We start from the raw sequence: 20,932 nt of genomic DNA, 5'->3' as shown, positions 1-20,932 counted from the left end.
GAGGCGCGAACGCCGCGCTTCAGTAGAGATCGCCGCCGGAGCCGCGCTGCGCGTCCGGAGCTTCCTTCTTGGGAGCGATGGCGATCATGCAGTCGGTGGTCAGGATCAGGCTGGCGATCGATGCGGCGTTCTGCAGGGCCAGGCGCGTCACCTTGGCGGGATCGATGACGCCCATCTCCAGCATGTCGCCGTACTCGCGGGTCGCCGCGTTGTAGCCGTAGCTCGGCTGGGTCGCCTCGTCGACCCTGGCCAGCACGATGGACGGCTCGTCGGCCGCATTGCTGACAATGCGGCGCAGGGGCTCCTCCAGCGCGCGCTGGACAATCCTGATACCCGACCCATGGTCGATGGTGGGAGCGGCCAGCTGGCCCAGGCTCCTGCGTGCCCGCAACAGGGCCACGCCGCCGCCCGGGACGATGCCTTCTTCCACGGCCGCCCGTGTCGCATGCAGCGCGTCTTCGACGCGGAGCTTGCGCTCCTTCAGTTCGGTCTCGGTCGCGGCACCCACCTTGATCACCGCCACGCCGCCCGAGAGCTTCGCGATGCGTTGGTCCAGCTGCGTGCGCTCGTAGTCGCTGGTCTGCGCCTCCCGCTCCTGGCGAATTGCGGCGATCCGTTCGCGGATGGCCGCGGGTTCGCCCGCACCGCCGATGAGCGTGGTGCTGTCCTTGTCGATCACCACGCGGCGTGCACGGCCCAAGTGGTCGAGCGTGGCTTTCGCCAGACTCAGGCCCAGCTCGGTCGAGATCACCTGCCCGCCGGTCAGGATGCCCATGTCCTGCAGCAGCAGCTTGCGCCGGTCGCCGAAGCCCGGCGCCTTGACCGCGCAGGTCTTCACGACGCCGCGCATGCTGTTGATCACCAGCGTGGCCAGGGCGTCCGCATCCACATCCTCGGCGATCACGAGCAGGGGGTCGCCCGACTTCGCCGCGGCTTCGAGCAGCGGGACGAGGTCGTTGATGGTCGACAGCCTCTGGTCGCACAGCACCACCAGGGCGTTCTCCAGCAGCACGGTCTGCTTCTCGGCGTTGTTGATGAAGTAGGGCGACAGGAAGCCTCGGTCGAACTGCATGCCCTCGACGATCTCCAGCTCGCTGACGAGCCCCGAGCCGTCCTCGATGGAGACGGCGCCCTCGCGGCCGGCCTTGTCCATCGCGCGGGCGACGAGGTCCCCGATAGAACGGTCATTGTTGGCCGAGATCGCGGCCACGTGCGCGATCTCCTGCGAACTCGTGCAGGGTTGCGAGAGCACCTTCAAACTGTCCACGACCGCAGCCACCGCGAGATCGATGCCGCGCTTGAGGTCCATGGGGTTCATGCCCGCAGCCAGGTACTTCAGCCCTTCCTGGATCATCGCGTGGGCCAGCACGGTGGCGGTGGTGGTGCCGTCGCCCGCCATCTCGCTGGTGCGGGCCGCAACTTCCCGCAGTAACTGCGCGCCCATGTTCTCGAACCGGTCCTCCAGCTCGACCGCCCGAGCGACGACCACGCCGGAATTGACGATCTGCGGCGCGCCGTACGCGCTGTCGATGATCACGGTGCGTCCGCGCGGACCCAGTGTGACCTTCACCGCCTCGGCCAGTGCATCCACGCCGCGGCGGATCTTGTCGCGTGCCTCTTCCCGAAAAAGCAGTTGCTTGGCAGTCATCGAGGACCTCTCCACGGTAGCGGCGGCGTACACGCCGCGCGGATTCAGCGATCAGGCCGGCCTGCAGACGATTTCGGGCCACAGCGTGGCCGATGCGGGGCTGTAGTGCCACACGATCCTGCGTACCTTGAGCCGGCCCTTGGCGTCCGGCGGCACGTCCGCGTCGTCGGGGACCACGAGGGTCTCGCCCACCTGGGGAAGCGGGCCCGGGTGCGGATGATGGGTCGTGCCGACCTGCAGTTCGCACGACGTCTTGCCGGACAGGCGGACAGTGATCTTCATGGCGTGCCTTGACGCCGGTAGTCCGGCCTAGCCGACCACCGTGTTCCAGCCGGCCGTGCCAACCGAAGGCACCCGCAGCGGCAGTGGCGGCATCGGCGGCATGTCGTCGACTTGCACGGTCTCGCGCTGAAGCCCGCTTCGGATCACCTTGGACAGGCCGGCGATCTCGTCCGCGCAGGCGCCCATCAGGTCGTCCAGCGCAACGATGCCGACGACGCGTTCCTCGGCATCGGTCACCAGCACCCTCCGCACGCCATGCTCTTCCATGACGGCCATGGTGTCGGCCAGGTCTGCGTTCTCCGTCACGCTCACGATCGTCTCGCTCGCGAGCTCGCCAACCTTGATGCCCGCGGGATCCAGGCCCTGGGCCAGGACCTCGATCACAAGGTCGCGATCAGTGACGATGCCGCTCACGGACGCGCCCCCACCCACAGAGTGAGTGATGACCAGGGCGCCGACGTGCTGCTCGCGCATCATGGCGGCTGCCTGGAAGAGCGTGCTGCCGCCGTCCACGGCCACCAGGCGCCGTGTGCAGATGGATGAGATGTTCATGGGACCTTCTTTCGAACTTCGGGGGTTGGTGAGACATGGAGAAACGCGTTGTCCATTCTGGAGAGCGCGGGCGGTGGCGCATTGCGCTGGATCAAGGAGGCGGCCGGCGCCGGGGCGGATGCCGCACTGCGGCTTCCTCGAGCCGGCGTGAATCGGCGGCAGCGACCATGGACGCGATCCCGGCTCGTCGCTGGCGGCGGGTCTTGCTGAGGAAAGTGCATGTCCCTGTCTTCGCGCATCCGCATGGTCGCGCCGCCGGCCGGGTTCGCGGTGCACGAATCTGACTCACCCCTCGCCACTGCAACTGGCGAAAAGGCCGGTACCGACCTTGCGGAGCCCCTCGCGCTCGCGCGTGACGACGAGTGCGTCGAGCCCCCGCCGCATGGCAAGTTCACGCCCGGCCTCGGCACCGAGCACCATCAGCGCTGTGGCGTAGGCATCGGCATCGGTACAGGTCGGTGCGATGACCGTGACCGACGCGACCGCCCCGCGCAGCGGCGCACCGATGCGCGGGTCCATCGTGTGCGAGACGCGCTCGCCGTCGACCACGCGCCATTGCCGGTAGTCGCCCGAGGTCGCGATCGCGGCGTCGCCGAGCTCGATCACGCCCATCGCCGTGCGCCGGTCGTCCTCGGGCGCCTCCAAAGCGATGGCCCATGGCGAGCCGTCGGGCTTGCAGCCCCGCGCGCGCATTTCGCCATCGATGCCGACCAGCCAGGAGCCGATGCCGTGCCGGTTCAGCACGCGCGCGAGTTCATCGACGCCGAAGCCCTTGGCGATGCCGCACAGGTCCAGGGCGACGCACGCATGCTTGCGCACCCGGCGCCCCGGCAGGTCGACTTCCAGCAGCTCGTCGAGCGGCCGGCAGGCAGGGGAGCCCGTCGACCTGCCTCGCGGGCCACTCCTGCCCGCCGGGCCGAAGCCCCAGGCGTCGACGAGTTCGCCGACGCCGATATTGAACGCATTGCCGGTTTCGCGCCCGATCTCGGCCGCCCGCACCAGCACGGACGCCAGGTTCGCGGGGACGGGAACCCAGCCGTCCGGCGCCGCGCGATTGAGCCGCGACAGGTCGGAGTCGGCCTTCCAGTTCGACATCTGCGCGTCGACGGCGGTGACGGCCGCTGCCAGGACGCCGACGATCGCCTGCACGTCGGCCTCTTCCGGCACGACGAAGCGCACGGTATAGCGCGTGCCCATCGTCGCGCCGCTCGCGCGGCAGTCCTTCAGCCGTGCGCCGCGCAGCCACTCAATAGACGTCCTCAACATAGCGTCCCTGTGTCCTCAGTTGTGCGACCGAAAGGCCGGAGCCTTCCAGGATGCGGTCCCAGGCGTGAGCCACGCCTTCGGCCATTTGGCGGCCGCCGCACACCATGACCTGCGCGCCCTGCACGATCGACGCGCGCAGGCGCCGGGCGTCCGCGAGCAACCGGTCCTGCACGTAGGCTCGATCAGCGCAGCGCGAGAAGGCGGTGGTCAGCGTGCGCAGCCGGCAATCGTCGACGAGGCCGTCAAGTTCGTCGCGATAGAGAAAGCCGTCGTCGGCGCTGCGCGCGCCAAAGTACAGGTGCATCGGGCGTCTGGCACTGTTGTGGCGGATGAAGCCGATCAGCGGACCGATGCCGGTTCCCGCACCGATCAGGATCAGCGGCGCGGTGCCGGCGGCAGGGCGGAAGCTCTCGTGCGGTCGAACGAAAGCCTGGATCGCCGCGCCCGGCGACAGGCCGGTGAGGTAGCCGGAGCAGATGCCGCCGGGTTGGCGGCGCACGCAGATTTCAGCCGCGCCGTCCGAAGCCGCGCTCACCAGGGAGTAGTAGCGCGGCGAGGCGCCGCCCGGTGGCACCACGCCGAGCAGGTCGCCGGTCTCGAATTTCGGCAGCTCCGGCCGGCCGAGCCAGGCGCGCCAGCCCCTCGCGGGTACCCGGGGCGCGAAGCGCAGGACCGCGGTCAGGGTCTGGGGATCGGCGCCGTAGTCGGTTCGCGAGACGAGCTCGAGCGCCGTCGTGCGCGGCAGCAGCGGCTCGTAGCGGATGTCGAGCGCCACCCCAAGCGTCTCGCCGAGCCACTTGCACCATTGGCGGAACTCGGGCTCCGACTGCCGGTCCACCGTGCCCGTTTCTCCCAGCGCCTCCAGCCCCCTGGCGGCGAGCGCGTCGTGGACCTGGCGTGCATAGCCGCAGAAGTGCGGGAATTGCCGGTCGCCAAGGCCGAGCACGGCGAACGCGACGCCGGGCCCGGCGGGCAAGCGGGCGAGCCGCGGCAGAAACTGGCGCGCGCTCTCCGGGGCCTCGCCGTCGCCGTAGGTCGCGGTCAGGACGAGCAAGCGGCGAACGCCGTCGTGAGGGGTCTCGATGTCGTTCATCGGCGCCGCATGCACCCGCAGGCCCGCACGCGTCAGCGCCGCATGCAGCGCCGAAGCGAATCCCCAGGTCGTGTGGGTCTCGCTGCCGACCAGCAGCAAGGTGTCGGCGTCGCGCCTCGAGGCGTTGTTCGCCAGGCGGGGCAGGCTCTGGCGCCGGTGCAGCCAGAGCAGGAAGCCGGTCGCCGCGAGCAGCGGCACCGCGAGCGACGAGGCGCCAAGCAACAGCCCCAGCCACCACAGGCCCTCGCCGGTATGCAGCATGCGCACGGTCGCGTGCAGGCGCTGCCACCCGTCGAGCGCCCGGTAGGCGAGCCAGGTGCCCGTGGCAGGATCGACCACGCCCGCGCCATCCGCGGTCTCGATTTCGATGACGTCGCTCGGGTCGTCCGGACTCGCGAGCTTCAACTGTGCCAGCCGCGACACATCCACCGATTGCAGCACCGCCATCTGCGCGAGCGCCATTCGCCCCGCCCCGCTCGGGCGCAGGTCGAGAAAAGGGTCCGCATCACCGCCTTCGGGCATCAGGCCGAAGGTCGCAAGCGACATGATCAGCCCGGTTGCCGCCGACAGTGCGAGGCCGGCGAGCGCGGGGCGTGCGCTCTCGTTGTGCAGCCGCTGCGGCGTGCTGCCGCGTACGCGGCCCAGCAACAGCTTCCATCCCCCCATCCGCCGCGCGAAGAGCGTGAGGCCGGAAAGCACGATGAACAGCATGAAGGCGGCGGCAACACCCGTCGCGACACGGCCGGGGTCGTCGAGCAGGAGCTTGCGATGCAGGTTCTTCAGCCAGCGCTGGGCGGCCGAGGGCCGATAGGCGGCGACCACCTCCCCACTGGCGGGATCGATGACCGATGCGCGCTGCTCGCTGCCCACCATGTGGTACGCCACGATCGTGCCCGACGGCTGGCGCACCAAGGTTTCCACGCCGGGCAGGCGCGCGCTCACACGGCCGGCGAGCGTTGCGACGTCGACGCCGCTCGCACCGGCTGCACCCGCCCGCTCGAAGGCGGGAAACAGCGACAGTACCGACCCGCTCAAGGCGACGAGCACGAGCAGCAGCGAAGCGATCAGCGCCGGGATCGAGTGGAGCGTCCGCAGCATCGCGCTCCTGTCAGAGGGTGTAGCGGAACGACCTGATGTAGCCGCGGCCGGCGGCCGGCTTGCCCGTGCCCGCCCGGGTGAGCGGGACGACGACTTCCGAGGGGTTCTCCTTCATCTTCTCCACCGCGGTGTCGACGTGTATCTCGTAGCCGGCGTCGAGCAGCGTGTCGGCCAGATCGACGCTCACACGCAGGGTCTTGCCCGCGCCAACGCTCGCGCCGCTGATGCCGTCCACCTTCGCCTTGCCGCCCGTTGCGCGGTACCAGTCACCCAGGTGGCGCCAGTACTTCGCCTTGGTCCCTGCGACCCACAGCGTGCTCTGGTAGCGGCCGCTGCCGTCGGTGAGGTAGATGGCCACGTAGGCACCGTCGCCGCCGTAGTCGGCCAGCTGGGTCTCGATCGTGACCTGGCGCGCCGAGGCGATAGACGGTGCGGCGAGGGCGCCCGCGACCGCCGCAGCGGTCCATGCATGCTTCATGGGTGATCTCCTGGTGTCGGTAACTCTGGGGGGAAAGGCTCAGCCGATTCCGGCCCCGGGCTTCGCGCCCGGCGGCGTCTCGGGAGGTGTGCCGTGCCTGCGTTCGCGATCGCCGTGCTCGCGCTTCATGCGGACGACCTTGAGCGTCGCGGGGTCGAGCTTGACCTTGAAACGGCGGTCGTCGGCATCGCGGCCCTTGATCTCGTAGCAGCCGTCGTCGATCTTGAGCTTGTCGATGCGCCAGCCGTTGCGTTCTGCCAGCGCGCGCACGGCACTGCGCGGCTGCCAGGTCTCGGAGGGGGCGTCGCAATCATCTTCAGCGCGCACGGGCGGTGCGGCGAGCACGAGAATCGCCAGCACGAGGTTTCGCATCACGAAGAAGTGATTCATCGGTCGCAAGCCCACAGTCGAGAGTCGCGGCGGAGATGGCGTTCGGAACATGGAAGTGACATTGCGTTGGCGTGCATGTCCATTCTGGAGAGCGCGGGCCTTGGCGCATTGCGCTGGATCAAGGATGCGGCCTGCGCCGGGGCGGATGCCGTGCGGCGGCCTCCTTAAGCTGGCGTTAATCGGCGGCAGCGACCATGCACCCCATGCCCGGACCGCTGCCGGCGGCGGGTTTCCTGAGGAAAGTGCATGTTCATGTCCCTGTCGTCGCGCACCCGCATGGTCGAGCCGCCAGCCGGCGTTCCCGTCACGCCCCCGGCCGAATTCGCGGTGCACGAGCGCCAGGATCCGCGCCGTGCCGCGGTCGAGGATTTCATCCGCGGCATCTATGCGCGCCGCTTCGGCGCGCAGGTGACGCACTTTGCGCCGCGGCTGGTGAGCCTGCGCCGCAACGGCGAACTCGTCGCCGCGGCCGGCTACCGCAGCGCCGCGCACGGCGTGCTGTTCCTCGAACACTACCTGCCATCGCCCGTCGAGGTGCTGCTCGCCGGATGCGCGGGCGGGCGCCCGGCGCGCGAGGACATCGTCGAGGTCGGGCATCTCGCGGCCAGCCGCGCCGGCGAGGGACGGCAGCTGATCCAGCAGCTGGCGCCGCATCTCGCGGCCGAAGGCTTCGAGTGGATCGTCGGCACCGTGACCCAGGAGCTGCGCAAGATGCTCGTGCGCCTGGGCGTCGTTCCGCTGACGCTCGGGGCGGCCGAGGCGTCCGCATTGGGTACCGAGGCCGTTCGCTGGGGAAGCTACTACGACCACCACCCGGTCGTGCTGGCCTCGCATCTGCGGCTTGCGCTGCGCCGCCACCAGGCGCGCCGGTCCCCGGCGCCGGGAGCGCAGGCGTGAGCCCGCGCTCCGGCACGGCCGACGTGGCGCTGGACGGCGGCGAGCGCCGCCTCACGTTCGCCGAACTGGAAGCCGAAGCGGACCGACTGGCGGAACGGCTGCGGGCGGAAGGGACTCGCGTCCTCGCCACCCTGATGGACAACTCGCCCGCCTGGGTGGTGGCCGACCTGGCGGCGGCGCGGGCGCAGGCGGTGCATGTGCCGCTGCCGGTGTTCTTCGCGCCCGGGCAGATCGACCATGCCGTGCGCGCCGCCGGCGTGGACACCGTGCTGACACCGCCGGCTTTCGCCGCGCGCTGGCCGCAGGGTGCGGCTTCGGGCCTGGCGGTTGCGGGCCAGCCACTGTCGGTCGTGCGTCTGCCGGTGGCGGCCGCCCCGCCGATGCCGGCGGGCACGGCCAAGATCACCTTCACCTCCGGCACCACCGGCGCGCCCAAGGGCGTGTGCCTCGGTGCCGACGCCATGCGCCGGGTGGCCGAGGGCCTCGTCGAGGCCATGGCGCCGCTCGACGTCCGCCGCCACCTCTGCGCGCTGCCGTTCGCGGTGCTGCTGGAGAACGTCGCGGGCGTGATGGCGCCTCTGCTGCGCGGCGCCACCTGCGTCACGCTGCCCCTGCAGCAGCTGGGCCTGGACGGTTCGTCGGGCTTCGATGCGGCCCGCTTCCATGCCTGCACGGTGGCGCAGCAGCCGCACAGCCTCATCCTGCTGCCGCAGATGCTGCGCGCCTGGTCCGGCTACCTGCTGCACAGCGGCCAGCGCGCGCCGGACTCGCTGAAGCTGGTGGCCGTGGGCGGCGCGGCGGTGGGCGCCCGGCTGCTCCACGACGCGCGCGCGCTCGGCATCCCGGCCTTCGAGGGCTACGGCCTGTCCGAGGGTGCCTCCGTGCAGACGCTCAACCTGCCGGGGCACGATCGTCCCGGCACGGCCGGCCGTGCGCTGCCGCATGCGCAGCTGCGCATCGCGCCGGACGGCGAAGTGGAGGTGGCGGGCAGCCTGTTCCTCGGCTACCTCGGCGACGCCACGGCGCCGCCGCGATGGTGGCCCACGGGCGACCTGGGCCGCATCGACGCCGACGGCTACCTTCACATCAGCGGCCGCAAGAAGCATCTTCTGATCACCGCCTTCGGCCGCAACGTGTCCCCCGAATGGGTCGAGACGGCCCTGCGCGGCGAGCATGCCATCGCGCAGGCCGTGGTGTTCGGCGACGCCCAGCCGGCGCTGAGCGCCGTGCTCTGGCCGGTGCGGGCCGACGCGAGCGACGTGCAACTGCAGGCCGCGGTCGATGCCGCCAACGCCACGCTGCCCGACTATGCCCGCATCCGGCGCTGGGCACGGGGCCGGGCGAGCTTCGATGCCGCTTCCGGCATGGCCACGGCCAACGGCCGTCCGCAACGCGCGGCCATCCTGCAGTTGCATGCCGATGCCCTCGACATCGCCGTCACACCCTGACCGAAAGAACCCACCGGAGTCCCCATGAGTTTCCATGACCGACTGGTCCAACAGACCCACGACGCGCGGGCGAGCCTGCTCGGCACGCCCATCATCCAGGGCTGCCTGCGCGGCGAGGTCTCGCTGCCGAGCTACCTGGCCTTTCTGCGCGAGGCCTACCACCACGTGCGCCACACCGTGCCCCTGCTGCAGGCCTGCAAGGCGGCATTGCCGGCACGCAATGCGTGGCTGCGGGGGCCTCTGGACGAGTACGTGGAGGAAGAGCGGGGCCATGACGAATGGATCCTCGACGACATCCGCGCCGCCGGCGGCGATGCGCAAGCCGTGCGCGACGGACCGCCCGGCCATGCCACGGAGGTCATGGTGGCCTACGCCTACGACACCATCGCGCGGCGCAATCCGCTCGGCTTCTTCGGCATGGTGCATGTGCTCGAGGGCACGAGCGTGTCGCTGGCGCTGATGGCGGCCGACCAGATCCAGAAGCCGCTGCAGTTGCCCGATGCCGCGTTCACCTATCTGCGCTCGCACGGCACGCTGGACCGCGAGCACACCGCGCATTTCGAGCTGTTGATGGACCAGGTCGAGGATGCGCAGGACCAGGCGGACATCGTCCATGCCGCGCGGGCCTTCTACCGCCTGTACGGCGACGTGTTCCGCAGCCTGCCACTGCCGAGCGCAGGCACCGGCGCCGGGGGGCATCCATGAAGGTCGCCGAAGCCCGGGTGCTGCTGACGGGCGCGAGCGGCGGCATCGGCCAGGCCGCCGCCACGCAGCTGGTGAATGCCGGCGCATCGGTGATGCTGGTCGGGCGGTCTCCGGCCCGGCTGGCGGCGCAGGCCCGCGCCCTGGTGCGCGACTGCGGCGTGCCCCGGCCCCGGGTGGAGTGGTACGCAGCCGACCTGACGCGCGTCGCCAGCCTGGCGGGCATTGCCGAGGTGGCCTCCGGCTGGGGCTGCAACGTGCTGGTTCACAACGCGGGCGTATCGGGCTTCGGCCGCGTCGAATCGCTGGCCGCCAACGACATGGCGCAGGTGCTGCACCTCAACCTGCTGGTGCCGATGCTGCTGACCCAGGCCCTGCTGCCCCATTTGCGCAGCCTGCCGCGGGCGCAGATCGTCTGCGTGGGTTCGGTGCTGGGACGCCTCGGCCTGCCGGGCTTCAGCGTGTACTGCGCCAGCAAGTTCGGGTTGCGCGGATTCGCGGAATCGCTGCGCCGCGAACTCGGCGATACGCAGGTGCGCGTGCAGTACCTCGGCCCGCGCACCACGCGCACCGAATTCAACAACGCCGAGGTGGAAAGCTACAACGAGGCCACGGGCACGGCGACGGACCGGCCCGACATCCCCGCGAAGGCGCTGCTGCAGCTCGTCGAGAGCGAGGCCGCCGAGTGCTTCCTGGGCTTTCCCGAGAAGCTGGCCGTCCGGCTCAACGGGCTCGCGCCAGAGTTGCTGGACGGCGCCTTCGACAAGCACCGCCGCGCCCTGCCGCCGCGCGTGCCGCCGGCGCAGCCTTTCCTTGAGTGCCCCGACACGCCGGGCGTTTCCGACGAAGCCGATTCCCATTCGCTGCTGCACAGCGTGCACTGACCCGCAAAGGACGACACATGACACCGACCGCTTCACTCCCTTCGCCCATGCCGACCACGGTGCATCGCCGGTGGCTGATCGGCTTCGCCGCAGCCACGGTGCTGGGAACGATGCTTCCTCGCGCAGCCCTCGCAGCAGGCGTCGACGATGACGTCGTCGAGCTGCAGCACGACTGGGAAGCAATCCGCTACCAGACCCCCGCGGCCGAGCGCGAGAAGCGCTTCGAGGCCCTGGCCGCCAAGGCACACAAGGTGAGCGAAACCTACCCGGGCCGCGCGGAGCCCCTGGTCTGGGAGGGCATCATCGTCAGTTCATGGGCCGGCGAGAAGGGCGGCCTCGGCGCGCTGGGGCTGGTGAAGCAGGCCAAGGCGCTGTACGAAGCCGCGATCGCGATCGACGGCAATGTGCTCGACGGCTCGGCCTACAACAGCCTGGGGGTCCTCTATTACAAGGTCCCTGGATGGCCGGTGGGTTTCGGCGACAAGGCCAAGGCGAAGGAACTGCTGCAGAAGGCACTGTCGCTCAACCCCAAGGGGATCGATCCGAACTTCTTCTACGGCGAGTACCTGGTCGAGGTCCGGCAGCCCGACCAGGCCGTCGCCTATCTCGAGCGGGCGTTGCAGGCGCCGCCGCGGCCGGGCCGGCAGGTGGCCGACGCCGGGCGCCGCGACGAAGCGCGCCTGCTGCTGGAGAAGGCCAGGGCCAGGTAGGCCGCCCCATCAGCGGTGCGCCGCATCGAACTGCAGTGTCACCTTCACCCCCCGGTCGCCGGCGCCGGGGCCGAACTGCAGCTCGAGGCCGTGCAGCTCGGCGATGCGCCGCACGATCGAAATCCCCAGGCCGCTGCCGCCTTCCTGCTGGCCGTCGGGCCGGTAGAAGCGCTCGCCCAGCCGCGTGAGCTGTTCGGGCGACAGCGGCTCGCCTTCGTTCTCGAGCTCCAGGTGCTCGCGCCCGATGCGCAGCACCACGCTCGAACCTTCAGGTGCATAGCGAACCGCGTTGTCGAGCAGGTTGCGCAGCAGCATCGTCAGCAGATGCTCGTCGCCGAAGAGAGGCAAGGGATGAGACCCCCGGGGAGGCCATTCGCAGGCCAGCTCGATGCGGCGGCGCTCGGCCGTCGCCAGGCAATCGCTCATGGCCTGCTCGACGATCCGCGGCCACTCCACCTCGGCGGTCAAGGCCGGGGTGACGCCGGACTCCACGCGTGACAGTGAGAGCATCTGCGTCACCAGCCGTCCCATGCGGTCGAGCCCGGCGCTGAGCTTGGCCTCGGCGGCGGCGCGTTCGGCCGCGCTGCCGGCGCGGCGCACCACGTCCCACTGGGCGCGCAGCACGGCCAGCGGCGTGCGCAGTTCGTGCGCGGCATCGGCGGTGAAGCGGCGCTCGCGCACCAGCAGCTGCTCGATGCGCGCGAACAGGCCATTCATCGCGCCCAGCAGGGGCTTGAGCTCGGCCGGCGCCCGCTCGTCGGGCACGGGCTGCAGATCGTCGGCCTTCCGTCGGCGCAGCTCGGCGGTGAGCTGGTGCATCGGCGCCAATGCGCGGCGCACGGCCCAGGCCATCACGGCCAGCAGGAAGGGCAGCACCAGCAACCAGGGGACGACCTGCGTGACCGTAAGGCCGTACACCAGTTCGTCGCGCTCGTACGCGTCCTGGCCGGCGGCCACCAGCCAGGTACCGTCGAAGGATTGCAGGTAGTAGACGCGCCAGGTCCGGCCGTCGATCCGCTCGTCGACAAAGCCTTTCGCTTCACGCCGCCGCGGCAGCACCACGCCCTCGCGGTCCGCGAGCATGAGGCGGCCCTGCGCATCCCATGCCGCCACGGCCAGGTCGCGCACGTCCGACTCCCCGGCCTCCCGGGTGCCTTCGCCCGGCGGGGGCGGCAGCATCGGCGTGGCGCCCGGATGGCTGGGGCCCAGCGTGAACTGCACCTGCCGCGCCAGCCGGATCAGTTCGGTGTCGTACAGCTCGTTGACTTCGTGCCGCGCCCGGCTGATGGAGAAGTACAGGGCCACGCCCCAGACCAGCGGCGCGCAGACCAGCAGATAGAGCAGCAGGCGGCGCTGGAGACTCACCGGGGCACCCTTGTCGCTGCGCTCATGGCGACGGCTGGCCGGATCCGAGCGCATAACCCACACCGCGCACGGTCCGCACGATGCCCGGGTCGATCTTGCGCCGCAGGTGATGGATGTGGACCTCGAGGACATTGCCTTCGGGTTCCGTGCCGCTCCAGTCATAGAGCTTTTCCTGCAGATGCGCTTTCGAGAGCACGCGCTGGGGCTGCGCCAGGAGCGCCTCGAGCAGCGCCAGTTCGCGCCCGGTCAGGTCGACGGGTTCGCCTTTCCAGAGCACCAGTTTCCGGGCGGGGTCGTACTCGAGCGCGCCGTGCTGCCAGACCGGCTGGGCGCGGCCGGCGGCGCGGCGCACGAGCGCGCGCAGGCGGGCGGCGAGCTCGTCGATGGTGATGGGTTTGACGAGGTAGTCGTCGGCCCCGGCGTCGAGGCCGGCGACGCGCTGTTCGACGCCGTCGCGCGCCGTCAGGATGAGCAGCGGCAGCTTCAGCCCCCGATCGCGCCAGCGGCGCAGCCAGGTCATGCCGTCGCCGCCCGGAAGCCCCAGGTCCAGCACCAATGCATCGAACGAGGCGCCGGACAGGGCCGAGTCGGCCTGGCCGCCGCTGCCGAACCAGTCGACGGCATGGCCGAGCTGGCGCAGGCCGGCGGCCAGCGCGTCGCCGAGCAGGGGGTCGTCTTCGACAATCAGCAAGCGCATGTGAAAGCGGCTCGAAACAGGGGCCTGCAGGCCCACGGCCTCAGAAGCCGGCCAGGGCGAGCATGCGGGACAGTGTAGACCCGCTCACCACGAACCACCCGTCGTCGAAGGCGTTGTAGACCCCGCACACCAGCGCGGCGGCACCGGCGGCCAGGACCAGCATGACGGCAAGGACCGCCGCCTCTGCGAGGCGGGTACCCCCCGCGGTCGCCGGGGCTTGCGCGCCGCACGGCCGCGGCGCTTCGTCGCGCGACGGCGCAGGGTCTGCGCCGGCATCGGACTGGGCAGCAATGTTCATTGGCATCTCCACGTAGGCTCATGTCGCGGCCGCCCCGCAGGGCGGGTCGCACGTTCGCATGATCGCGGCGGCAGATTCGATTTGCCTTAAGACGCCGGTGGACTCCTCGGGGATGGCTCCGCGTCACTCCCCGTCAACCCGATCGAACCCCCACAGTGCGGCTGTCACCGCCAGTGCCGCCAGCGGCCCCGCCAGCGGATGCAGCAGTGCGGCGAGTACCGGTGCCACGAGGATGAGATGGCGCAGCCCCCAGCCGTACAGCGAGCCTGCGCGGCGCACGTAGGCATGGCCCGTCGGGTTCCATCGCTGCCGGGCCGCGCACTCCACCGGCATGCCGCTGATGAAGCCCAGATGCGTGTAGTAGCGCACCGCCATGGCAGAGCACACCAGCGATGCAAGGAGCAGCGCAAGGAGCAGGAGTTCGGACACCAGCCGGGGCGTGAGATGCAGCCATCCGGACGCGCCGAGGCCTTCGCGCAACGAGGGCGCGGCCAGCGTCGCGGTGCCGACCAGTCCCAGCGCGGCCGTCGATGCCGTCATCGTCGCGGACATCAGGGAATTGCGCAGCGTCTGGACCGAGAGGATCTCCGAACCCTGATGCCGCGACACGGCGTCGAACCAATCCTCGCGCAGCAAGGCATGTGCACTGCGTGCCAGGCGGTGCGGGGCGCGATGCTGCGCCCATGCGCGCGCGCCTTCGTAGGCGACCAGCACCGCGGCCGTCGCCAGGATGGCCAGCCAGGCCGCCGTGGCGCTCATGGCGCTGCATCCCCCGGAGCGCTCGGCATGTCCGCGGGGCGGGATCTGCTGCGCTCGATCAGCTCGTAGCCCGCCATGCCCGCGAGCATCGCGGCGACGAAGACCAGCGCCTTGGCCTCGCCCATGCCGGCAGCCACCAGGCCGGGGCCGGGGCAGAAGCCGGCCACGCCCCAGCCGATGCCGAACAGGACGCTGCCCACGGCCAGGCGGCGATCGACCGTGCGCGCGGTCGGCAGCCGCATGGCGGCGCCGAGGAAGGAGACCGTGCGCCGCCGAGCCACCGCGAACGCGACGGCTCCGACGGCGATCGCGCCGCCCATCACAAAGGCAAGCGAGGGGTCCCAGCGCCCGCCCAGGTCCAGGAAGCCGAGCACCTTGGCGGGGTTGGCCATGCCGGAAACGATCAGGCCGAGGCCGAACACGAGGCCGGCAAGGAATGAAGTGAGGACCGTCATGAGGTGTTCCTTAGAGGCTGGGCAGATGGCGCATCGCGAAGACCGTCAGGAAGCCGGCCGCCATGAAGAGCGCGGTCGCCGCCATGGAGCGCGGCGACAGCCGCGACAGGCCGCAGACGCCGTGGCCGCTCGTGCAGCCCGACGCGTAGCGCGTGCCCACGCCGACCAGGAGGCCGGCCACGACGAGCGGCCCGTAGCCGGCATCGATGCGGGGCGCGGGCCAGTCCGCGAAGACCGCGTAGGCCGCCGGCGCTGCGACGAGGCCGGCCACGAACGCGAGGCGCCAGGCCACGTCGCCGCCGACCGGCCGCAGCAGGCCGCCGACGATGCCGCTGATGCCGGCGATGCGGCCATTGAGCAGCACGAACATCGCGGCGGCCGCGCCGACGAGCGCACCGCCGGCCAGTGCGGCCCAGGGCGTGAATGCAGGCCAGTCGATGGTCATGATCATTTTTCCTTCGGGCAGTAGATGCGGTAGAGCAGGGCGAGGATCTCCAGCAGCGCCGGGTCCGCCACTGCGTAGAAGACGTTCTTGCCCTGGCGGCGCGTGGTGACCACGCCTTCGTTGCGCAGCACGCCGAGCTGCTGGGACAGCGTCGGCTGGCGGATGTCGAGCTGCGCCTCGAGTTCGCTCACGCACATCTCGCCCTGGGAGAGCTGGCACAGCAGCAGCATGCGGTCCTCGTTGGCCAGGACCTTGAGCATGCCGACCGCGCGGGCAGCGGCGCCGCGCAGGATCTCGGGATCGAAGACGGGGTGGGGGGGCTGGATGGCTCTCGTGCGCATGGGTCGGATTCCGGTTGACTTCATTATATCAATCAATATAATATTTATCAATAGATCATCGATCAGCTTCGCAAGTCCGCCATGAACAACACCTCAGCCTCGGTCCAGGCCTTCTTCGATCCCCAGACGGGCACCGTGTCCTACCTCGTGTGGGATCCGGCCACGCTGCGCGCCGCCGTGATCGATCCGGTGCTCGACTACGACTTCAAGTCGGGCCACACCGGCACCGCATCCGTGGACCGGGTGCTGGCCTGCGTGGCCGAGCACGGGCTGCAGGTCGACTGGATCCTGGAGACCCATGCGCATGCCGATCACCTTTCGGCGGCTGCCTATCTTCAAGGGCGGGTCGGCGGGCGCGTTGCCATCGGCGAGCACATCCGCACGGTACAGGCCACCTTCAAGACGCTCTTCAACCTGGAGCGCGGCTTCCTGCCCGACGGCAGCCAGTTCGACCACCTGTTCAGGGACGGCGAGAGCTTCCGCATCGGCGCCATAGAGGCCACCGCCCTCCTGGTGCCCGGCCACACGCCTGCCGACATGGCCTACCTGATCGGCGGGGCGGTGTTCGTCGGCGACACGCTCTTCATGCCGGACCTCGGCAGCGCGCGCGCCGACTTCCCCGGGGGCGATGCGCGCCAGCTGTACGCGTCGATGCGCCGGCTGCTGGAACTGCCGCCCGAGACCTCGATGTATGTCTGCCACGACTACCCGCCGCCATCGCGGCCGGCGCAATGGCAGACCACGGTGGCCGAGCAGCGCGCGCGCAACATCCATGTGCGCGACGGCATCGCCGAGGACGCGTTCGTGGCCATGCGGCGCGCGCGCGACGCCACGCTCGATGTGCCGACGCTCATCCTGCCGTCGATCCAGGTCAACGTGCGCGCGGGCCGGCTGCCGCCGGCCGACGACAACGGCGTGTCCTACCTGCGCATTCCGCTCAACGCGCTGCCGGTTCGCCGCACCGGCGGGACGTGAGCACCGTGGCGCGCACTTGACGGGCATCAAGCCCCGTGCGCCCGGCGCATGCCAAGCTGGCCGCAAGGAGCGCCCATGCCGTCACACAACCGCCTGCTGGCCCGCCGCGCCGGCATCGACACCTACCAGCAGCCCGTGGTCTACATGCGCAGCGACTGCGCCGTGTGCCGCGCCGAGGGCTTCCAGTCGCAGGCACAGGTCGAGCTGATTGCCAATGGGCGCCATCTGTTCGCGATCCTGCACCAGGTGAGCGGCGACTGGCTGCGCAACGACGAGATCGCGCTGTCGGAGGCGGCCTGGCACCTGATGGGCGCGGCCGAGGGCGAAGAGCTGGTGGTGCGGCACCCGCCGATCCTCGATTCGCTGGCGCACCTGCGCAACAAGGTGCATGGCGGCAGCCTGGACTACGCGGCGCTGCGGGCGCTGATGGAGGACGTGAGCCGCGGGCGCCTCGCCGACATCCACCTGGCCTCCTTCGTGACGGTCTGTGCCGGGCGCGGCCTCGGCCTCGACGAGACCGTGGCGCTGACCCGCGCCATGGTCGATGTCGGGGAGCGCATCGACTGGGGCACGTCGCCCGTGATGGACAAGCATTGCATCGGCGGCTTGCCGGGCAACCGGACCACGCTGCTGGTCGTGCCGATCATCGCGGCCTGCGGCCTGGTGATGCCCAAGACCTCGTCGCGCGCCATCACCTCGGCGGCCGGCACGGCCGACGTGATGGAAACGCTCGCGCCCGTCGACCTGGACCTGGCGGCGATGCGCCGCGTGGTCGAGCGCGAAGGCGGCTGCATTGCGTGGGGAAGCGCCATGCGCGTCAGTCCCGCGGACGACATGCTGATCCGCGTGGAGCGGCCGCTCGGCATCGACAGCGAGGGCCTCATGGTGGCGTCCATCCTCTCCAAGAAGGCCGCGATGGGTTCGCAGCGCGTGCTGATCGACATCCCGGTCGGCCCGCTGGCCAAGGTGCGCAGCGACGCCGCCGCCGGCCAGCTCTCGCGCAGCCTGGTGTCGGTGGGCGCGGCGCTGGGCCTGCATGTGCGCACGGTGTTCACCGACGGCAGCCAGCCGGTCGGCCGCGGCGTCGGCCCGGCGCTCGAGGCGATGGATGTGATGGCGGTGCTCGAACGCTCCGCCGATGCGCCGTCGGACCTGCGCGAGCGCGCGCTCCTGCTGGCCGGGCTGCTGCTCGAGCTGGCGGGCAAGGCGGCGACCGGTGCCGGCAACGCGCTGGCGCGTGCGGTGCTGGAGGACGGGCGCGCGCTCGCACGATTCATTGCGATCTGCGAGGCACAGGGCGGCCTGCGCGTGCCGCCCAAGGCCGCCCACACACACTGCGTGACCGCGCCCGCGGCGGGGGTGGTGTCGGGCATCGACACCCGCCTGGTGGCCCGCATGGCCAAGCTGGCCGGTGCGCCGCGCGATCCGGCCGCAGGAGCCTCGATGCACGTGCGCGTGCAGGACCGCGTCGAGCGCGGCCAGCCGCTCTTCACGCTGCATGCCCAGAGCCTCGGCGAGCTCCAGTACGCGTTGAGCTTCGTGCGCTCGCAACTGCCGGTGGTGCGCGTCGAAGCCGCGCCCTGAGCGCCGAAGACGCAAGGCGCGCCGCCTGGCGCAGCGGGCTCAGGCCGGCATCGTGGCGAGCAGCATCGCCTGCAGCGCGAAGCGGTGGTTCTGCGCGCACTCCGCAGCGTCGATCGGACCCGTGGGCGCACGCAGCACCCAGTGGTCCGGGTCGACGGCGCCGACCGAAAAAGCCGCGTCGCTCACCGCGCCGGAAGGATCGGGCAAGCGCAGAGAGAATCCCTCGCGGCGGGCGAACTCGAAGAAGTTCTTCGCGCGCACCGCAAGCGGGTCGCCGAAAAAGGCGATCGGCGTGTTCGGCCCCGGCTTGCAGCCATGGTCGCGCAGGGCCATCAGGTCGGCCAATGCCCGCGCGGGATGGCCGGGGCCTTCGAGATCGTCGTAGACCGGCACACCCGCGTGCTGCTCGATCATCCGCACCTCGGCAGGCGCGAGCTCCGCGCAGTCGATCGCATCGTAGAGCCGGCCGAGCATCTGCGCGAGCCCGCGGAACTTGGTTCCCGTCGGCTCGATCGGGGGACCGAGCCGCACATGCGCCACCCGCGCGCCCAGCTCCAGCGCTGCGCGCTGCAGCAACGGCAGGTCCGGTTCGGGCGGCCGCGGGCGCAGCAAGGCGATGTTCCTGCCGAGCAGCGGCCGGTCGCCGGCGCTGCCCGCGCGCCACGCAGCCTTCAGCCGGGATGCGTGCGCGAGGATGGACGACAGGTCGCCGGCCAGGAACGTGTCGCCCAGCCGCGGGCCGGAAATGTTCGAGGAAAGCTGCAGCGATTGCGTCATGGGTGGAGGCTATCTTTCGGTGCATGGCGCCCCTTGATGGCCGTCAACTCCTCGTGCTGGAGGAAACCGCTGCCTTGCGTTGAATCAAGCCGGGGGCGCCGGCGCGCGCGCGGCGCGCCGGCAGGCCGCTTACTGGATCGTGAGGGTGCTGCGGCCGGTGCCTTCGCGCTTGGGAAGCGTCAGGCGCAGCACGCCATCCTCCAGCTTGGCGACGGCGGTCTTCTCGTCGACCTCGGTGGCGAGCGAGAAGCCGCGCGACACGCTGCCCCGGTAGGTCTCGGTGACCAGGGCGCGGCCATGCTTCTTCTCCAGGTCCTTCTTGATCTCGGCGGCGATCGACACATAGTTGCCGTCGATCGAGACGCGGACGTCCTCCTTCTTCGCGCCGGGAATCTCGGCCGTGACAAGGTATTCCTTGTCGTTCTCGCTCACGTCGACACGGATGTCGGCCGGCAGTTCGACGTCGTCGATCAGTTGCAGGGGCCGTGCCCAGCGGCGCAGCATGTCGGGAAACAGGTTTTCAAGGCGGTCAAGGCGAGTCAGTGCGTTCATCGTTTGCTCCAGAAGGTTGGTTGGATTTCGCACCGGACCTGCCCTTCGGTCGGGCGGCCGTGCGAGCTTCCACTCTAGGAATTCGCGCGCCGTCATTCCTTGCGCTGGATCAGTCCCGGCGCGACTTCGGCAACGGGCCGCGGCAGCGGCCCTTCAGATGTCGGAAAGCGCCAAGAGCGCTCGCTTCAGATAGCGCGAAGCCTGCGGCAGCCATTTCTCCGGATGGCGCGGATCGGGCTCCATCAGATGTGCGACGCTCAGGCGTGCCCGCATCAGCGCGTTCTTCGCGGTGTACAGGCGCAGCAGTGCCGGCGGCGGTGCGTCGTCGAGCGCCGGCGCCATGCGGGCGCACAGCAGCGGGCCAACCGATGGGTTGCCGGCCATGTCGCATTCCAGGCCCAGGAAACACAGCTCGTCGAAGGGGTCGACCTCGCCGAGGCGGGCGTCGAACTCGAGCGCATCGAACACGGCCGGAGGATCCACGAGGCACACGTGCTCGGCCCGCAGGTCGCCATGGCCTTCGACGAGACGGCCGGCGGCCGCGCGTGCGCGCAGCAGCCCTTCGTGCAGGCTCAGGGCCTCGTTCATCGCCTGGCAGGCTTCGTGAGCGCGCGGCAGGGCGGACCCGGCGCGCTCGAGCATGCGCGTGCTGAGCGCAATGCCGTGGCGCAACCGCGCGACGTACTCGCCCTCGTCCACCGCGGCGCGTACCGCGCCCTGGTAGAAGGCCGCCAGCGTGGCGGCCAGTGCTTCGAGATCCGCCGGCCCGAGTCCGTTGCGGCGGATGACCTCGTCGAGCATGCGTGCCTGCGGGAGCCGCCGCATGACGACGGCCCAGTCCACCGTCTGCCGGCCCGGCGGCAGATAGGCTTCCGGGACGGCGCTGAGCATGCCGCCGTGCCACTGCAGCGCCAGCAGGCCCAGGTAGACATCCGGCGCCAGGCGGCGGTTCAGCCGCAGTTCCCGCCTGGCGTTGCATTCCCGTGCCTCCACGCTCGAGTAGTCGACAGGGGGATAGACCACCGGCTTCTTCAGCTTCAGCACCTGCGTCCTGCCCACGAGCACCCATGACATGTGGGTCTCGATGCGCTGGGGAAATGCGCTCGCGTCGCTCGCCGCGAGAAACGACTCGAGGCAGCGGACCTTTGCCTCGGTGTCCGGCAGGCGCTCGGCAGCTCCCTCGGTGGCTGCCGCAGGTGAAGGGGCGAGCGCGGCGCCGGCTTGCATCGGCAGCGG

At 70.6% G+C, this 20,932-nt stretch carries 24 protein-coding genes; 7 read left to right on the top strand and 17 right to left on the bottom strand.

All coding sequences use genetic code 11. From position 1 onward, the window contains the following. Positions 1-19 precede the first annotated feature (19 nt). The 7 genes from groL to ACAM54_RS28410 all read right to left on the bottom strand — a co-directional run bounded on the left by groL (position 20) and on the right by ACAM54_RS28410 (position 6,789). Positions 20-1,648, bottom strand: a complete 1,629-nt coding sequence (gene groL, locus ACAM54_RS28440; protein WP_369651530.1) for a chaperonin GroEL — start codon at positions 1,646-1,648, stop codon at positions 20-22. Between the two features lie 51 nt (positions 1,649-1,699). Continuing rightward, the gene (locus ACAM54_RS28435) at positions 1,700-1,930 is read right to left on the bottom strand and encodes a hypothetical protein (RefSeq protein ID WP_192325746.1); all 231 of its coding nucleotides are present in this window, start codon (positions 1,928-1,930) and stop codon (positions 1,700-1,702) included. Between the two features lie 27 nt (positions 1,931-1,957). After that, positions 1,958-2,482: a CBS domain-containing protein gene (locus ACAM54_RS28430; protein ID WP_192325744.1), complete on the bottom strand. Its 525-nt coding sequence runs from the start codon at positions 2,480-2,482 to the stop codon at positions 1,958-1,960. A gap of 285 nt (positions 2,483-2,767) precedes the next feature. Then, positions 2,768-3,748, bottom strand: coding sequence for an FAD:protein FMN transferase (locus ACAM54_RS28425; protein ID WP_192325742.1), 981 nt, complete (start codon positions 3,746-3,748; stop codon positions 2,768-2,770). After that, positions 3,729-5,939 carry a PepSY domain-containing protein gene (locus ACAM54_RS28420; protein ID WP_192325739.1) on the bottom strand — a complete coding sequence of 737 codons (2,211 nt, stop codon included), beginning with the start codon at positions 5,937-5,939 and terminating at the stop codon, positions 3,729-3,731. The genes ACAM54_RS28425 and ACAM54_RS28420 overlap by 20 nt, the downstream gene beginning before the upstream one ends. Before the next feature lie 10 nt (positions 5,940-5,949). After that, positions 5,950-6,417 (bottom strand): DUF2271 domain-containing protein, encoded by a 468-nt coding sequence (locus ACAM54_RS28415; protein WP_192325737.1) that lies wholly within the window; start codon positions 6,415-6,417, stop codon positions 5,950-5,952. A gap of 39 nt (positions 6,418-6,456) precedes the next feature. Continuing rightward, a complete protein-coding gene (locus ACAM54_RS28410) occupies positions 6,457-6,789 on the bottom strand; it encodes a PepSY domain-containing protein (RefSeq protein ID WP_225613098.1) in 333 nt (110 codons plus the stop codon). A gap of 264 nt (positions 6,790-7,053) precedes the next feature. On the opposite strand from ACAM54_RS28410, the gene ACAM54_RS28405 reads away from it, so the two are divergent. From ACAM54_RS28405 to ACAM54_RS28385, 5 genes are all read left to right on the top strand, one after another. Then, on the top strand, positions 7,054-7,704 hold the full coding sequence (locus ACAM54_RS28405) for a thermostable hemolysin (RefSeq protein ID WP_369651531.1): 651 nt from the start codon (positions 7,054-7,056) through the stop codon (positions 7,702-7,704). Further along, positions 7,701-9,152, top strand: coding sequence for an AMP-binding protein (locus ACAM54_RS28400; RefSeq protein ID WP_369651532.1), 1,452 nt, complete (start codon positions 7,701-7,703; stop codon positions 9,150-9,152). Before ACAM54_RS28405 ends, ACAM54_RS28400 begins: the two co-directional genes overlap by 4 nt. Positions 9,153-9,176: 24 nt before the next feature. Next, a complete protein-coding gene (locus tag ACAM54_RS28395; RefSeq protein ID WP_192325735.1) occupies positions 9,177-9,857 on the top strand; it encodes a TenA family transcriptional regulator in 681 nt (226 codons plus the stop codon). After that, positions 9,854-10,738 carry an SDR family oxidoreductase gene (locus tag ACAM54_RS28390; RefSeq protein WP_192325733.1) on the top strand — a complete coding sequence of 295 codons (885 nt, stop codon included), beginning with the start codon at positions 9,854-9,856 and terminating at the stop codon, positions 10,736-10,738. Before ACAM54_RS28395 ends, ACAM54_RS28390 begins: the two co-directional genes overlap by 4 nt. A gap of 110 nt (positions 10,739-10,848) precedes the next feature. Then, positions 10,849-11,448 carry a hypothetical protein gene (locus ACAM54_RS28385; RefSeq protein ID WP_192325816.1) on the top strand — a complete coding sequence of 200 codons (600 nt, stop codon included), beginning with the start codon at positions 10,849-10,851 and terminating at the stop codon, positions 11,446-11,448. A 9-nt stretch (positions 11,449-11,457) separates the two neighbouring features. On the opposite strand, the gene ACAM54_RS28380 is transcribed toward ACAM54_RS28385, so the two are convergent. From ACAM54_RS28380 to ACAM54_RS28350, 7 genes are all read right to left on the bottom strand, one after another. Further along, positions 11,458-12,813: an ATP-binding protein gene (locus tag ACAM54_RS28380; protein ID WP_369651533.1), complete on the bottom strand. Its 1,356-nt coding sequence runs from the start codon at positions 12,811-12,813 to the stop codon at positions 11,458-11,460. Positions 12,814-12,835: 22 nt separating this feature from the next. Continuing rightward, complete coding sequence (locus tag ACAM54_RS28375) at positions 12,836-13,510, bottom strand: response regulator (RefSeq protein WP_192325729.1); 675 nt, start codon at positions 13,508-13,510, stop codon at positions 12,836-12,838. Positions 13,511-13,550: 40 nt separating this feature from the next. After that, positions 13,551-13,814, bottom strand: coding sequence for a hypothetical protein (locus ACAM54_RS28370; RefSeq protein ID WP_192325727.1), 264 nt, complete (start codon positions 13,812-13,814; stop codon positions 13,551-13,553). Between the two features lie 117 nt (positions 13,815-13,931). Next, entirely contained in the window at positions 13,932-14,567 is a 636-nt protein-coding gene (locus ACAM54_RS28365; RefSeq protein ID WP_192325725.1) for a DUF599 family protein, read from the bottom strand. After that, the gene (locus ACAM54_RS28360; protein ID WP_192325723.1) at positions 14,564-15,022 is read right to left on the bottom strand and encodes a YeeE/YedE family protein; all 459 of its coding nucleotides are present in this window, start codon (positions 15,020-15,022) and stop codon (positions 14,564-14,566) included. Before ACAM54_RS28360 ends, ACAM54_RS28365 begins: the two co-directional genes overlap by 4 nt. Before the next feature lie 10 nt (positions 15,023-15,032). Next, positions 15,033-15,467 (bottom strand): YeeE/YedE family protein, encoded by a 435-nt coding sequence (locus tag ACAM54_RS28355; protein ID WP_192325721.1) that lies wholly within the window; start codon positions 15,465-15,467, stop codon positions 15,033-15,035. A gap of 2 nt (positions 15,468-15,469) precedes the next feature. After that, on the bottom strand, positions 15,470-15,808 hold the full coding sequence (locus ACAM54_RS28350) for a helix-turn-helix transcriptional regulator (RefSeq protein ID WP_192325720.1): 339 nt from the start codon (positions 15,806-15,808) through the stop codon (positions 15,470-15,472). Between the two features lie 81 nt (positions 15,809-15,889). Between ACAM54_RS28350 and ACAM54_RS28345 the strand changes: the two genes are divergently transcribed. After that, positions 15,890-16,783 carry an MBL fold metallo-hydrolase gene (locus ACAM54_RS28345; RefSeq protein ID WP_192325718.1) on the top strand — a complete coding sequence of 298 codons (894 nt, stop codon included), beginning with the start codon at positions 15,890-15,892 and terminating at the stop codon, positions 16,781-16,783. Positions 16,784-16,858: 75 nt separating this feature from the next. Then, positions 16,859-18,367 (top strand): thymidine phosphorylase family protein, encoded by a 1,509-nt coding sequence (locus tag ACAM54_RS28340; RefSeq protein WP_192325716.1) that lies wholly within the window; start codon positions 16,859-16,861, stop codon positions 18,365-18,367. A gap of 39 nt (positions 18,368-18,406) precedes the next feature. On the opposite strand, the gene ACAM54_RS28335 is transcribed toward ACAM54_RS28340, so the two are convergent. The 3 genes from ACAM54_RS28335 to ACAM54_RS28325 all read right to left on the bottom strand — a co-directional run bounded on the left by ACAM54_RS28335 (position 18,407) and on the right by ACAM54_RS28325 (position 20,923). Then, a complete protein-coding gene (locus tag ACAM54_RS28335) occupies positions 18,407-19,144 on the bottom strand; it encodes a hypothetical protein (protein ID WP_369651534.1) in 738 nt (245 codons plus the stop codon). Between the two features lie 129 nt (positions 19,145-19,273). After that, entirely contained in the window at positions 19,274-19,696 is a 423-nt protein-coding gene (locus ACAM54_RS28330) for an Hsp20/alpha crystallin family protein (protein ID WP_192325712.1), read from the bottom strand. Positions 19,697-19,849: 153 nt separating this feature from the next. After that, positions 19,850-20,923, bottom strand: a complete 1,074-nt coding sequence (locus ACAM54_RS28325; RefSeq protein ID WP_369651535.1) for a hypothetical protein — start codon at positions 20,921-20,923, stop codon at positions 19,850-19,852. Positions 20,924-20,932: the final 9 nt, after the last annotated feature.

The sequence above is a fragment of the Variovorax sp. V93 genome (assembly GCF_041154485.1).
Taxonomy (GTDB): domain Bacteria; phylum Pseudomonadota; class Gammaproteobacteria; order Burkholderiales; family Burkholderiaceae_C; genus Variovorax; species Variovorax beijingensis_A.
The sequence above is the reverse complement of the archived record's forward strand: the minus strand, read 5'-3'. Positions and strand labels throughout refer to the sequence as shown.